Origin of the sequence: Amycolatopsis tucumanensis (assembly GCF_021654135.1) — a bacterium.
In the GTDB taxonomy this organism is placed as follows: Bacteria; Actinomycetota; Actinomycetes; order Mycobacteriales; family Pseudonocardiaceae; genus Amycolatopsis_E; species Amycolatopsis_E tucumanensis.
Map to the genome: position 1 here is coordinate 177,806 of NZ_JAKGSD010000005.1, position 13,159 is coordinate 190,964.

The window sequence follows — 13,159 nt, forward strand, 5'->3', positions numbered from 1 at the left end:
CAATTGTAGCGTTCGGATCATGGCACCGCAGCCCCTGGGCCCCGATTCCCTGACGTGGAAGTACTTCGGCGACTGGCGGACCCTGCTCATGGCACTGTGGGCAGGATCCATGCAGAACATGCACCCGGAACTCGGCGCGGGGGTGGAGGAGCACTCGCGGTTCTTCGCCGAGCGGTGGGAGCGGTTGTTCCGCTCGCTCTACCCGATCGGCGGCGTGGTCTACGACGGCCCGCGCGCGGCCGAGACCGCTCGCGCGGTGCGTGGGTACCACGAGACGATCCACGGCGTGGACTCCCGCGGCCGCCGCTACCACGCGCTGAACCCGGGCACGTTCTACTGGGCGCACTCGACGTTCTTCATGCTCACCGTCGTCGCCGCGGAGCGGATGATGGGCGGGCTGAGCGAGGCGGACAAGCGGCGGCTGTTCGACGAGCACGTCCAGTGGTACCGGCTCTACGGGCTGAGCATGCGGCCGGTGCCGGGCTCGTGGGAGGAGTTCCAGGCCTACTGGGACCACATGTGCACCGAGGTCCTGGAGGACAACAAGGCCACCAGGGACGTGCTGGACATCGCCGGCATCGCGAAGCCGCCGTTCGTGTCGTGGATGCCGGACCCGGTCTGGCGGTTGTTGCGCGTGGTGATCGCGAAGTCGTTCGTGTGGTGGACCGTCGGTTTGTACCACCCGGCGGTGCGCGAGCGGCTGGGTTACTCCTGGTCGCGCCGGAACGAGGTGCTGCACCGGCTGGCCGGCCGCGCGATCGGGCTCGCGTTCCGGTTCGTGCCGCACGACCGCCGCTACCACCCGCGCGCCAGGGCGGCGTGGCGGCGGGTGCGCGGCGAGGTCCCGGCGGACGCGCCGCTGGTGGAGACGCCGGCCCGCAACCTGCCGCCGCTGTCCGAACGGGACAGTCCCACCCATTACGTTCCCCGGGAGGTGTCGTGAAGCTCGGCTATCACATCGGTTACTGGTCCTCCGGTCCGCCGGAGGGCGCGCTCGACGCGATCCGCGCCGCGGAGGAGCTGGGCTTCGATTCGGTGTGGACGGCCGAGGGGTACGGCTCGGACGCGCTGACCCCGCTGGCCTGGTGGGGCGCGGCGACCTCGCGGGTCAAGCTCGGCACCAACATCGTCCAGATGTCGGCCCGCACCCCGACCGCCACCGCCATGGCCGCGATGACCCTGGACCACCTCTCCGGCGGCCGGTTCATCCTCGGCCTCGGCGCGTCCGGGCCGCAGGTGGTGGAGGGCTGGTACGGGCAGCCCTACCCGCGGCCGCTGGCCCGGACGCGGGAGTACGTGGAGATCGTGCGGCGGGTGGTGGCCCGGCGGGAACCGGTGACCTTCGACGGCGAGCAGTACCAGCTGCCGCTGAAGGACGGGACGGGGCTGGGCAAGCCGCTGAAGTCCACAGTGCACCCGCTGCGCCCGGAAATCCCCATCTACCTGGCGGCGGAGGGGCCGAAGAACGTCGCGCTGGCGGCCGAGATCTGCGACGGCTGGCTGCCGCTGTTCTTCTCCCCGAAGAGTGACGCGTTCTACCGGGAGGCGCTCGCGGAGGGTTTCGCGCGCCCGGGGGCCCGGCACACGCAGGCCGACTTCGAGGTGGCCGCCTCGGTACCGGTCATCGTGCACGACGACGTGGAGACCGCGGCCGGGTTCATCAAGCCGTCGCTGGCCCTCTACATCGGCGGCATGGGGGCCAAGCAGGTCAACTTCCACAAGGACGTGTTCGCCCGGCTCGGCTACGCCGACGTCGCGGAGAAGGTGCAGGAGCTCTACCTCGCAGGGCGCAAGGCCGAAGCCACCGCGGCGATCCCCACGTCGCTGGTCGAGGACACCTCGCTGATCGGGCCGCCGGAGAAGATCCGGGCGGAGCTGGCCGCCTGGGAGGAGACCGTGGTGACGACGTTGCTGCTGCGGGGCGACGCGGGGACCCTGCGGCGGATCGCTGAAGTGATCGGCTGAGCCCCCGCGATCGCACGATGTCGAAGATGTGCGACGGCTGAACCGCCCGATCGAAGGGTTGGCAGCGCTGGGCGGACTCCTCTAGGCTCCGTCAAACCTGAAAGGGCTTCACGTCTGGAGGGAGGCCGCCGATGCCGGTGAGCCGCAGGACCGTCCTGGCCGGAGCGGCCGCGGCGCCGCTGGCCGCGGGAGTGCTCGCCACCCCGCAGGCGGCCGCGCAGCGGGGCTATCTCGTGGGCGTCGGCATCTCCGACGTCACCGGGCCCGCGGCCGAGTGCGGCATGATGGGCTACTCCATGCCGCAGCAGCAGACCGCCGGCATCCACCAGCGCACCCGCGCCCGCGCCTACATCGTCGCCGAACCCGGTGGCCGCCGGATCGTGTTCGTCAACGCCGACGTCGGCGCGTTGTTCCAGTCCGTGCACCAAGGGGTGCTGGCCCGCCTCGCCGAGCGGTACGGCGACCTCTACACCGAGCAGAACGTGCTGCTCAACGCCACCCACACGCACGCGGGCTGCGGCGGGTCGTCCTGGTACGCCGCCTACAACCTGTCCATCCTGGGCTTCCAGCGGCAGACCTACGACGCCCAGGTCGACGGCATCACCGAGGCCATCCAGCAGGCGCACGGCAACCTCGCGCCGGGCACGATCAGCCTCGGCCGGACCGAGCTCACCGACGCCAGCGTCAACCGCTCCCGCACCGCCTTCGAGCTCAACCCGCGGGCCGACAAGGACCACTTCCCGCTCGCCATCGACCCGGCCGTCACCGTGCTGCGGTTCCGCCAGGGCGGCCGCGACGTCGGCGCCATCGCCTGGTTCGCCACGCACGGCACCTCGATGACCAACGCGAACAAGCTGATCAGCGGCGACAACAAGGGCTACGCCGCCTACGCCTGGGAACACGGTCGCGGCACCCGCTACCTCGACGGCGCACCGGAGTTCGTCGCCTGCTTCCCGCAGACCAACTCCGGCGACATGTCCCCGAACCTCAACCTCAAGCCCGGCTCCGGCCCGACCGAGGACGAGTTCGAGAACACCCGCATCATCGGCGAACGCCAGTTCACCGCCGCGAAAGCCGCCTTCGACAACGCCACTACAGCCGTCACCGGGCCGCTCGACTTCCGCTTCTGCTACGTGGACATGTCCCGCGTGACCGTGGACGGCCGCTACACGCCGGACGGGCGGCAGCGCACCACGGCCACCGCGGCGATCGGCGTGTCGATGCTCGCCGGCAGCACCGAGGACGGCCCCGGGCTCCCGCTGCCCGAGGGTGTCCGCAACCCCTTCATCGACGCGCTCGGCGGCATGGACGCGCCGATCCCGCAGGCACTGGCCGACGCACACGCGCCGAAGGTGATCGCGGTGCCGTTCGGCGCGATGAAGCCCCACCCGTGGGCCCCGGAGGTGCTGCCGCTGCAGATCCTGCGGCTCGGGCAGCTCCACCTCGTCGCCGGGCCGGCCGAGTACACGATCGTCGCCGGGCTGCGCATCCGCCGCACCGTCGCCACCGAGCTGGGCGTGCCGCTGGAGAACGTGATCATGCAGGGCTACGCCAACGCCTACAGTCAGTACGTCACGACCCCCGAGGAGTACGACTCGCAGCAGTACGAGGGCGCGTCCACGCTCTTCGGCCGCTACACGCTGCCCGCATACCAGCAGGAGTTCGCCCGGCTCGCGGCCGCGATGCGGGACGGGGCGAGCGTCCCGCCCGGGCCGCAGCCTCGCGACCTGTCCGGTGACCAGCTCAACTTCCAGCCCGGCGTGGTGGTGGACTCGCCGCCGCTGCTGAAGCGGTTCGGCGACGTGCTCACTGAGGCGCGCGGCAGCTACCGGCGCGGCGAGCAGGTGCTGGTCGAGTTCGTCACCGGCCACCCGAAGAACGACCTGCACCGGAACGGGACGTTCCTGGAGGTCCAGCGCCTGGACGGGGGCACCTGGGTCCGCCACGCCGACGACGGCGACTGGGCCACCAAGTACCGGTGGCGGCGCACCTTCCTGGCCGAGTCCACGGCGACGATCACCTGGGACATCCCGCCGGACACCCCGGTCGGCAAGTACCGGGTGGTCCACTCCGGCGACGCGAAATCCCTGGACGGCACGATCACGCCCTTCACCGGCGCCTCCCGCGCGTTCGTCGTCTCATGACGAATTCGCGCCCCGGGCGCTCCCCGGGCCGTGATCGATGACACGATGCGGGCGATCACCGGGTGCAGATCGGAGGACCATGGTCGCCCTACCGGCCAAGACCAGGCTCGGCTACTCCGCCGGGTCGTTCGTCACCGGCGCGTTCGGCACGGTGCCCGGCCTGCTGCTGTTGCCCTACCTCACCGACACGATGGCGGTGCCGGGCGCGGTCGCCGGGGCCATCGTGCTCGTGCCCAAGGCGTGGGACGTGCTGTTCAACCCGGTCGCCGGGCGGCTGTCCGACGCGAGCCTGAACCGCCGGGGGAGCAGGCGCCCGTTCCTGCTGTTCGGCGGGCTCGGCGTCGCGGTGCTGTTCGCCGCGATCTTCGCCCACCCCGGGTTCGGCAGCACCCCGCTGGACGCCGGGTACGTGGTGCTCGCGTTCTTCCTCTGCGCCACCGCGTTCGCCTTCTTCCAGGTGCCCTACAACGCGCTGCCCGCCGAGTTGACGGACAACTACCACGAGCGCACCCGCCTGACCAGCTGGCGCATCGGCCTGCTCGCGATCGCGATCCTGGTCTCCGGCGGCGGCGCCCCCGAGATCACCAACCAGGTCGGCGGCGTCAGCGGCTACCGCGTCATGGGGATCGTGATGGGCGCGATCATGGTGCTCGGCACCATCGCGGTGTTCCTCGGCACCCGGGGCGCGCCGGTGGGCAACCTGCGCCCGCCGACGCCCGGCTGGCGCGAGCTGCTCGCCACGATGCGCCAGTGGCGCGCCTTCCGGTGGCTGCTGGGCGTCTACTTCGTCCAGTCGCTCGGCCTGGCCACGCTGCTGGCCGGGGTCAACTACGCGTCCCGGTACGTGTTCGGCGACGCGGACCTGCAGACGTACCTGTTCGTCGGGTTCGTGCTGCCCGCGCTGGTCACCATGCCGCTGTGGCCGCGCATCGGCGCGCGCTGGGGCAAGCTGACGGGCTTCCGGTTCGCGTGCATCGCCTTCGGCGTCGCGTGCGCGGGCCTGTGCGCGGCGCTGGTGCTGCCGGTCGGCGTGTCGTTCGTGTTCGTCGCGCTCGCCGGGGTCGGCTACGCCGGGATCCAGGTGTTCCCGCTGGCGATCCTGCCCGACTTGATCAGCGCCGAGGAGGAGCGCACCGGCGCCACCAGGGCCGGCATCACCGCCGGGGTGTGGACCGCGTCGGAGACGCTCGGCCTGGCGCTGGGTCCGGGCCTGTTCGGGCTGGTGCTGACCGCGGGCGGGTACGTGTCCAGTGTGGACGCCTCCGCGGCGCAGCCGGGCAGCGCGGTCACCGCGATCCTGCTCGGGTTCGCGTTGCTGCCCGGGATCCTCGTGCTGGCGGGCCTGCCGCTGCTGCGCCGCTCGATCCTGGAGCCGCGATGAGGCCCGCCCGTGAGGTGCTCGCCCAGCTGCGGGAGCTGCGGGACGGCGACCTGCCCACCCACGGCGGCCGCACCCTGGCCTACGTCTACGACAGCGGACTGACCGGTGTGGACGAACTGGCCGCGCAGGCGCACGCACTCGCCTCCTCCGCCAACGGCCTCGACCCGACCGCGTTCCCGAGCCTGCGCCGCCTGGAGAACGACCTCGTCGCCGCCACCGCACGCCTGGTGGGCGGCACGCCGTCCACGGTCGGGGCGGTGACCTCCGGCGGCACCGAGTCGTGCCTGCTCGCGGTGCTCGCCGCGCGCGAGGGCCGCCCCGGCGTCGCCGAGCCGAGCGTGGTGCTGCCCTCGACCGCGCACGCCGCCTTCCACAAGGCCGCCCACCTGTTCCGGGTGCGGCCGGTCGTCGTGCCGGTCGACCCGGTCACCTTCCGCGCCGATCCGGACGCCATGGCCGCGGCGATCGACGACACGACGGTGCTCGTGGTCGCCAGCGCCCCGTCCTACGCGCACGGCGTGATCGACCCGGTCGCGCCGATCGCCGCCGCGGCCGCCGCGCGCGGGGTGCGGATGCACGTGGACGCCTGCATCGGCGGCTGGGTCCTGCCGTACTTCCGCCGTCTCGGCAGGCCGGTGCCCGAGTTCGGGTTCGGCGTCGAGGGCGTGACCAGCGTCTCGGTCGACCTGCACAAATACGCGTACTGCCCCAAGGGCGTGTCGGTGCTGCTGCACGCCGACGCTGAGCTGCGGCGCGGGCACTACTTCGCCAGCGCCGACTGGCCCGGATACACGATGCTCAACAGCACCATCCAGTCCACCCGCTCCGGTGGCCCGCTCGCCGCCGCGTGGGCCGTGGTGCAGCACCTCGGCGACGACGGCTACTCCGAACTCGCCCGGCAGACCCTGGCCGCGGTGACGGCCATCGCCGAGGGCATCCGGAGCATCGACGGGCTGCGGCTGCTCGCCGAACCGGACTCGACCCTGATCGCGCTCACCGCCGACGACGACGGCTTCGACCTGTTCACGGTCGCCGACGAGATGCGGGTCCGCGGCTGGTACGTGCAGCCGCAGTTCGCGCACGGGTCCTCGCCGGTGAACCTGCACCTCACGGTCACGGCCGCGAACCGGGGCGGCGAGGCCGGATTCCTCGCCGACCTCGCCGCCTCGGTCGCCGCCGCCCGGGAGGCCGGGCCGGTGACGGTGGACGAGAACGTGGCCGCGTTCGTCGCCGCGCTGGACCCGGACACGCTGACCGGCGAGCAGTTCGAGGGCCTGCTCACCGCCGCGGGCATGGGCGGCGGCGCGGGGTTGCCGGACCGGATGGCCGGGATCAACGCCCTGCTCGGCGCCGCTGCCCCGGCCCTGCGGGAACGGCTGCTGCGCGAGTTCCTCGGGATGCTGTACCGGCCGGGCTAGTGCGCCGCGTGGTCGTGCAGCTCCCACGCGGGGAACGGGTCCGGGCCGGCCTCCTCGCCGAGGCAGCTCTCCAGCGCGGCCGTCAGCGCCGCGTGGTCCAGGCCCGTCCCGATGAACACCAGCTCCTGCCGCGCCGGCCCGCTGCCCTGCGGTTCGAACCGCGCCACCGACCCGGCCTGCGACCACAGACCCACCACCCCGGGACGGGACGCGAGCGCGAAGAACCCCTTGGAGCGCAGCACCTTCCCGAACCGGCCGGAGTCCAGGTCCCGCGTCACGAACGACCACAGCCGCTCCGGCGCGAACGGCCGCGCGGCCCGGAACACGACGCTGGAGATGCCGTACTCCTCGGTCTCCGGCACGTGGTCGCCGTTCAGCTCCGCCACCCAGCCGGGCGCCTGCTGAGCCCGCTCCAGGTCGTAGCGGCCGGTCCCGAGCACCTCCCGCACCGGCACCTTCCCGAAGCCGGCGCGGATCACCTCCGCCGCCGGGTTGAGCCGCCGCAGCAGCGCCTCCAGCCGGACCAGGTCGTCCTCGCCGACGAGGTCGGTCTTGTTCAGCAGCAGCACGTCGGCGAACTCGACCTGGTCGATCAGCAGGTCGCTGACGGTCCGCTCGTCGCCCTCGTACTGGTCCAGCGACCGCTCGGCCAGGCCGTCCCCGGTGTCCAGCTCGCGGGCGAAGTTCACCGCGTCCACCACCGTCACCATGGTGTCCAGCCGCGCCCGCGGCAGGAACGTGAACGTCGCCGCGACCGGCATCGGCTCGGAGATCCCGCTCGACTCGATCAGCACGTGGTCGAACCGGCCCTCGTCGCAGAGCCGGCCCACCTCCTCCAGCAGGTCGTCCCGCAGGGTGCAGCAGATGCACCCGTTGGTCATCTCGACCAGGCGCTCTCGCGTGCGGACGAGCGCGGCGTCGATGTTGACCTCGCTCATGTCGTTGACGATCACCGCCACCCGCGTGCCTTCGGTGTTGCCCAGCACGTGGTTGAGCAGCGTCGTCTTGCCCGCGCCGAGGAACCCGGACAGGACGGTGACCGGGAGCGTCACCGCGCCAGCCGGTGGAAGTGCCCGAGCAGCTTGCGCGGCACGAGCTGCTCCTTGCCGTCGATCACCACCGGCACCAGGTCCGGCTTCACGGCCTTCCACTGGGCGCGGCGGTGGCGGGTGTTGCTGCGGGACATCTTGCGCTTGGGAACGGCCATCACTTCCGCCTTCCGTAACGGCGGTGGAACTTCTCCACCTGGCCCGCGGTGTCCATGATCCGGCGCGCGCCCGTCCAGAACGGATGCGACCACGCGCTGACGTCGACGAGCACGAGCGGGTAGGTGTTGCCGTCGCTCCACTCGATCGTCTTGTCCGAGGTGATCGTCGAGCGCGTCAGGAACGCGTCCCCGGTCGCGGTGTCCTGGAACACCACCGGGTGGTAGTCGGGGTGGATGCCGGGTTTCACTGCTTCTCCGTTCCGGACGTGACGTTCACGTCCTGCGTCTCGTCGGTTTCTTCGCACGGCTCCTCGTGCCAGGCGCCGAACGGGTCGTCGTAGGTCAGCCACTCCCGCTGCCCGGCCGCGAGCTCGGCGTCGGTGAGCAGCGCGCCGGACAGGGCTTCCTCGATCTCGGCCGGCGTGGCCTGATCGGTGACGACGAAGATCTCCGAGGCCCGGTCGCCGAACACCGGGTGCCAGCGCAGGGACGCCAGCGTCCGCCGCTCCGGCGACACGTCCGTCCACGCCGGGCCGTCCGGCGCGTCCAGCCACGGCCCGGCGTGCCCGACGCCGAGGCCGCCGCCCGCGGACTCCAGCCACAGCGCCATGTCCGGCTGGCTGGCCACCCACACCCGGCCCCGGGTCCGCACCACCCCGTCGAGCAGCACGTCCAGCGCGTCGTGGAGGCGTTCCGGGTGGAACGGGCGCTGCGCGGTGAACAGCAGCGTCGCCACGCCGCAGTCCGCGCCAAGCGGCGGCTCGCCGTGCAGCAGCGGGCCGTGCATGTCGGTCACCTCGCCGCGCCGCGCGTCCGGGGGCACGTCGGCCAGGCGCGAGGTGCGCAGGGCCGCCGGGGCGACCCGGTCGAGGACGGCCGCGGTCTTCGCGTCGGTCCAGGCGTCGGCCGTGCCGGTCAGCACGAGCACGTCGGCGAACTCGGCCTGGGACAACGCGACCTGCGCGACCGTGCGCTCGTCGTCCTGACTGGCCTGCAGCCCGCGCTCCTCCAGGGTGTCGTCGCCGGTCGCGTCGGCCAGCCAGGAGCCGCGGTCCAGCACCGTGTGCACGCCGTCGATCGCCACGAAGTCGCTCACCGGCCGGTCGCCGACGAGGACGTGCCGGATCGCCCAGCAGACCGGTTCCGGCTCCATCGCCTCGTCCAGCCGCACCACGATGTGCCGCACGCCGGGCGTGCCGGCGAGGCGGCGCAGCAGCGGGAGCAGGTCCTCCCGCAGGGTGCAGGACACGCAGCCGTGCGCGAGTTCCAGGACGGTCGTCTCGTCGCGGTCGCCCAGCCGCAGCCGCCGCCGCACGACGCCGCCGCGGATCTCGCGCAGGTCGTGGTGCACGACCGCGGTGCCGGGCCGGGCCGCGCGGGCCTGTTCGGCCAGGTCCGCGGTGGCGGCCGGGACGAGGCCGCTGATCAGGGTGAGGGGCACCCGGGTGGTGCCGGTCGTTTCGGGATCCACGCGTTGTAGAGTAGGTGATAATGAAAATCGGTACCAACTAGGGAGGGTGGATGTCGGCGGTCTGCCAGGTCACCGGCCGCAAGCCGGGCTTCGGCAAGCAGGTGTCCCATTCGCACCGGCGGACCTCGCGGCGGTGGGACCCGAACGTCCAGCGGCGGCGCTACTGGGTGCCGTCCGAGGGCCGCTGGGTCACGCTGCGGGTCTCGGCGAAGGGCATCAAGACGATCGACAAGCGCGGGATCGACGCCGTGGTGGCCGAACTGCGCGCGAAGGGGGTGAAGCTGTAGTGGCCCGCAACGACGTCCGGCCGATCATCAAGCTCCGCTCGACCGCGGGGACCGGCTACACGTACGTGACGAGGAAGAACCGGCGCAACGACCCGGACCGGATGGTGCTGCGCAAGTTCGACCCGGTGGTGCGCCGCCACGTCGAGTTCCGGGAGGAGCGCTGATGGCGAAGAAGTCGAAGATCGCCCGCAACGAGCAGCGGCGCGCCGTCGTGGCCCGCTACGCCGGGCGCCGGGCCGAGCTGAAGGCGGTGGTGTCCTCGCCGAAGTCCACACCGGACGAGCGGGCGGCCGCGGTGGTGGCGTTGCAGAAGCTGCCCCGTGACTCCAGCCCCACGCGGCTGCGCAACCGCGACACCGCGGACGGCCGGCCGCGTGGCTACTTCCGCAAGTTCGGGCTGTCCCGGGTGCGGCTGCGCGAGATGGCCCACCGCGGCGAGCTGCCCGGCGTGTCGAAGTCGAGCTGGTGAGCGCCGTGCCCAAGTACGTCAAGGACCGGCCCGGCCGCCGTCGCCGCAACCTGCTCGCCGAGGCGGACGTGTCCGTTGTGGACTGGAAGGACGTGGACCTGCTGCGCAAGTTCATCTCCGACCGCGGCAAGATCCGCGCCCGCCGGGTGACGGGCCTGTCGCCCACGCAGCAGAAGCAGGTGGCCCAGGCCATCAAGAACGCGCGCGAGATGGCCCTGCTGCCGTACCCCTCGTCGGCGCGCTGACCCGGTGCGGGCCGTCCGGCCGGACGGCCCGCACTAGGCTCGATGTCATGAGCGAGCCGTCCGACGAGATGATCGAGCTGTGGAGCCGGGTGTTCCAGATGGCCCGGGAGGGGCAGACGGAGACGCTGGCGGCCTACGTCGACGCCGGCATCGCGGTCAACCTGACCAACGACCGCGGCGACACGCTCGTGATGCTGGCCGCCTACCACGGCCACGCCGGGACGGTCAAGGCGCTGCTCGACCGGGGCGCCGACCCGAACCGGCTCAACGACCGGGGCCAGAGCCCGCTGGCGGGCGCGGTGTTCAAGAACGACCCGGACGTGGTCAAGGCGCTGCTGGCGGGAGGCGCCGACCCGGCGGCGGGCACCCCGTCAGCCGTGGACACCGCGCGCATGTTCGGCAATACGGAGTTGCTCACACTCCTGCAACCCTGAGGTGTTTTCGCGGCACCCAGCAGGCATGCTTGTCCGCATGCCTGAAGACCAGCACTACCTCGTCGGCCTCGACCTCGCCGGGCGGCGCGTGGTGCTCGTCGGCGGCGGCACCGTCGCCCAGCGCAGACTGCCCCGCCTGATCAGCGCCGGCGCCGCGGTCGAGCTGATCTCGCCGTCTACCACCCCGGCCGTCGGCGGCATGATCGACGCCGGCGAGGTGGTCTGGCACCAGCGCCGCTACGCCGACGGCGACCTCGACGGCGCGTGGTACGCCCTCGCCTGCACGGACGACCCCGAGGTGAACGCCGCGGTCTGCGCGGAGGCCGAGCGGCGCCGCATCTTCTGCGTGCGCGCCGACGCCGGCATCGAGGGCACCGCCGTGACCGCCGCGGTCGGCCGCCACGAGGGGCTGGTCGTGGGCGTCCTCTCCGGCGGCCAGCCGCTGCGCTCGGCTGCGGTGCGCGACAACATCGTCGAGGCCCTGCACACCGGCGCGATCGCCGACGACATCACCCCGCCCGACGCCGCCGAGCTGCCCGGTGTCGCGCTCGTCGGCGGCGGCCCCGGCGACCCGGAGCTGATCACCGTCAAGGGCCGCAGGCTGCTGGCCCGCGCCGACGTCGTGGTCGCCGATCGGCTGGCCCCGCGCGAGCTGCTCGACGAGCTGCACCCGGACGTCGAGGTCGTGGACGCCGCCAAGATCCCCTACGGCCGCGCCGCCAGCCAGGACTTCATCAACGCCACCCTGATCGAGCACGCCAAGGCGGGCAAGTTCGTGGTCCGCCTCAAGGGCGGTGACCCGTACGTGTTCGGCCGCGGCTTCGAGGAGCTGCTCGCGTGCGCCGAGGCGGGCGTGCCGGTGACGGTGGTGCCGGGCATCACCAGCTCGATCGCCGGTCCCGCGGCGGCCGGGGTGCCGGTCACCCACCGCGGGGTCGCCCACGAGGTCGTCGTGGTGTCCGGGCACGTCGCGCCGGACCACGAGAGCTCCCTGACCGACTGGTCGGCCCTGGCGAAGCTGCGCGGCACGATCGTGCTGATGATGGGTGTGGAACGGCTCGGCCAGTTCGCCGCCGCGCTGCTCGACGGCGGCCGCCCCGGCGACACGCCGGTCGCGGTCGTGGAGAACGGCACCATGCCGACCCAGCGGGTGCACCGCTTCACCCTGGCCACCGCGGCCGAGGACGCCAAGGCCGCCGGGGTGCGCCCGCCCGCGGTGATCGTGATCGGCCCGGTCGCCGGCCTGCTGCCGGATCAGCTCCGGTAGCAGCGCCGCACGAAGTCGAGGATCGCCGCGGTCAGCCGCTGCGGGTCGAACCGCAGCTCGACCGGGCTGCGCGCCTGCACGAACTCCGCCGCGGGCAGGTCGGCGGCCAGCGTGTCGGCATCGCCGAACGGGTGAACCGGGTCGCGCTGGTGCCCGATCACCAGCGCGGGCACCTGGATCCGCTTGCGCACCGACCGCGGCGGCGCGATCCGGCCGAAGAACACGCCGTGCAGCAGCGCCGCCATCGACGCCGGGCGCTGGTCGAGCGTGTCGGTGACGACGTCCACCCACTGGCTGCCCTGCGGCACCAGGCCGGCCACCTTCGCCACCGCCTGCACCCCGAACGGCACGAACCGCGCCGCGAACAGCAGCGGCGTGAACGCCAGCAGCCCGGCGACGATCGCGTTGTCCAGCACCGGCATCTCCACCACGACCCCGCGCAGCCGCTCCGGCGCCTTGACCGCCGCCTCGAGCGCCACGTTCGCGCCGAGCGACGTCCCGCCGACCACGGCCCGGTCCACGTCCAGGTGGTCCAGCAGCGCCAGCACCTGGTCGCCGAACGCCGGGATCGAGTAGTGCCACGACTCGCGCGGCCGGTCGGAGTCGCCGTGCCCGAGCAGGTCCAGCGTGACGACCCGGAACCCCTCGGCGGCCAGCCCGCGCGCCAGCGGCGCGTGCATCCGCCGGGTGAACATCAGGCCGTGGGCCAGCACGACCACGCGGTCGCCGGTGCCGAACTCGGTGTAGCAGAGGCGGTGGCCCTCGAAGGTGAACGCGGCGGCCAGTCCGGTGGTCTCCAGGGGACGGGTCAGCATGACGATCAGGAAACCACCCGCCGGGCGTCCCCGCACAGGCTTGTGCGCGGGATCGT

Annotated in this window: 16 protein-coding genes; 11 read left to right on the plus strand and 5 right to left on the minus strand. The window is 72.7% G+C overall.

The window, feature by feature from the left end:
- Positions 1–19: 19 nt before the first annotated feature.
- The 5 genes from L2C96_RS08440 to L2C96_RS08460 all read left to right on the plus strand — a co-directional run bounded on the left by L2C96_RS08440 (position 20) and on the right by L2C96_RS08460 (position 6,908).
- Positions 20–943 carry an oxygenase MpaB family protein gene (locus L2C96_RS08440; protein ID WP_237335772.1) on the plus strand — a complete coding sequence of 308 codons (924 nt, stop codon included), beginning with the start codon at positions 20–22 and terminating at the stop codon, positions 941–943.
- A complete protein-coding gene (locus tag L2C96_RS08445; RefSeq protein ID WP_237335773.1) occupies positions 940–1,965 on the plus strand; it encodes an LLM class F420-dependent oxidoreductase in 1,026 nt (341 codons plus the stop codon). Before L2C96_RS08440 ends, L2C96_RS08445 begins: the two co-directional genes overlap by 4 nt.
- Positions 1,966–2,096: 131 nt before the next feature.
- Complete coding sequence (locus tag L2C96_RS08450) at positions 2,097–4,109, plus strand: neutral/alkaline ceramidase (RefSeq protein WP_237335774.1); 2,013 nt, start codon at positions 2,097–2,099, stop codon at positions 4,107–4,109.
- Positions 4,110–4,188: 79 nt separating this feature from the next.
- On the plus strand, positions 4,189–5,490 hold the full coding sequence (locus L2C96_RS08455; RefSeq protein WP_020418492.1) for an MFS transporter: 1,302 nt from the start codon (positions 4,189–4,191) through the stop codon (positions 5,488–5,490).
- A complete protein-coding gene (locus tag L2C96_RS08460; protein ID WP_027935941.1) occupies positions 5,487–6,908 on the plus strand; it encodes a pyridoxal phosphate-dependent decarboxylase family protein in 1,422 nt (473 codons plus the stop codon). The genes L2C96_RS08455 and L2C96_RS08460 overlap by 4 nt, the downstream gene beginning before the upstream one ends.
- Here L2C96_RS08460 and L2C96_RS08465 read toward each other — a convergent pair.
- The 4 genes from L2C96_RS08465 to mrf are packed head-to-tail and all read right to left on the minus strand — an operon-like array spanning position 6,905 to position 9,586.
- A complete protein-coding gene (locus L2C96_RS08465; RefSeq protein ID WP_237335775.1) occupies positions 6,905–7,960 on the minus strand; it encodes a GTP-binding protein in 1,056 nt (351 codons plus the stop codon). The genes L2C96_RS08460 and L2C96_RS08465 overlap by 4 nt on opposite strands.
- Positions 7,957–8,115, minus strand: coding sequence for a 50S ribosomal protein L32 (rpmF, locus tag L2C96_RS08470; protein WP_020418489.1), 159 nt, complete (start codon positions 8,113–8,115; stop codon positions 7,957–7,959). The genes L2C96_RS08465 and rpmF overlap by 4 nt, the downstream gene beginning before the upstream one ends.
- Positions 8,115–8,363, minus strand: coding sequence for a type B 50S ribosomal protein L31 (locus L2C96_RS08475; RefSeq protein WP_017988074.1), 249 nt, complete (start codon positions 8,361–8,363; stop codon positions 8,115–8,117). Before L2C96_RS08475 ends, rpmF begins: the two co-directional genes overlap by 1 nt.
- Positions 8,360–9,586, minus strand: a complete 1,227-nt coding sequence (gene mrf, locus L2C96_RS08480) for a ribosome hibernation factor-recruiting GTPase MRF (protein WP_237335776.1) — start codon at positions 9,584–9,586, stop codon at positions 8,360–8,362. The genes L2C96_RS08475 and mrf overlap by 4 nt, the downstream gene beginning before the upstream one ends.
- Before the next feature lie 50 nt (positions 9,587–9,636).
- On the opposite strand from mrf, the gene rpmB reads away from it, so the two are divergent.
- Genes rpmB through cobA form a run of 6 tightly spaced genes read left to right on the plus strand, consistent with a single transcriptional unit; the run spans position 9,637 to position 12,288 of the window.
- Complete coding sequence (rpmB, locus tag L2C96_RS08485; protein ID WP_020418487.1) at positions 9,637–9,873, plus strand: 50S ribosomal protein L28; 237 nt, start codon at positions 9,637–9,639, stop codon at positions 9,871–9,873.
- Positions 9,873–10,037, plus strand: a complete 165-nt coding sequence (rpmG, locus tag L2C96_RS08490) for a 50S ribosomal protein L33 (RefSeq protein WP_017988077.1) — start codon at positions 9,873–9,875, stop codon at positions 10,035–10,037. Before rpmB ends, rpmG begins: the two co-directional genes overlap by 1 nt.
- Entirely contained in the window at positions 10,037–10,342 is a 306-nt protein-coding gene (gene rpsN / locus L2C96_RS08495; protein ID WP_237335777.1) for a 30S ribosomal protein S14, read from the plus strand. The genes rpmG and rpsN overlap by 1 nt, the downstream gene beginning before the upstream one ends.
- On the plus strand, positions 10,339–10,587 hold the full coding sequence (gene rpsR / locus L2C96_RS08500; RefSeq protein WP_017988079.1) for a 30S ribosomal protein S18: 249 nt from the start codon (positions 10,339–10,341) through the stop codon (positions 10,585–10,587). Before rpsN ends, rpsR begins: the two co-directional genes overlap by 4 nt.
- A 47-nt stretch (positions 10,588–10,634) precedes the next feature.
- Positions 10,635–11,021 carry an ankyrin repeat domain-containing protein gene (locus L2C96_RS08505; protein WP_020418485.1) on the plus strand — a complete coding sequence of 129 codons (387 nt, stop codon included), beginning with the start codon at positions 10,635–10,637 and terminating at the stop codon, positions 11,019–11,021.
- Positions 11,022–11,058: 37 nt separating this feature from the next.
- Positions 11,059–12,288 (plus strand): uroporphyrinogen-III C-methyltransferase, encoded by a 1,230-nt coding sequence (gene cobA, locus L2C96_RS08510; RefSeq protein ID WP_020418484.1) that lies wholly within the window; start codon positions 11,059–11,061, stop codon positions 12,286–12,288.
- Here the strand turns inward: cobA and L2C96_RS08515 are convergent.
- Complete coding sequence (locus L2C96_RS08515) at positions 12,276–13,103, minus strand: alpha/beta fold hydrolase (RefSeq protein ID WP_237335778.1); 828 nt, start codon at positions 13,101–13,103, stop codon at positions 12,276–12,278. The two genes, cobA and L2C96_RS08515, sit on opposite strands and share 13 nt — an antisense overlap.
- Positions 13,104–13,159 lie beyond the last annotated feature (56 nt).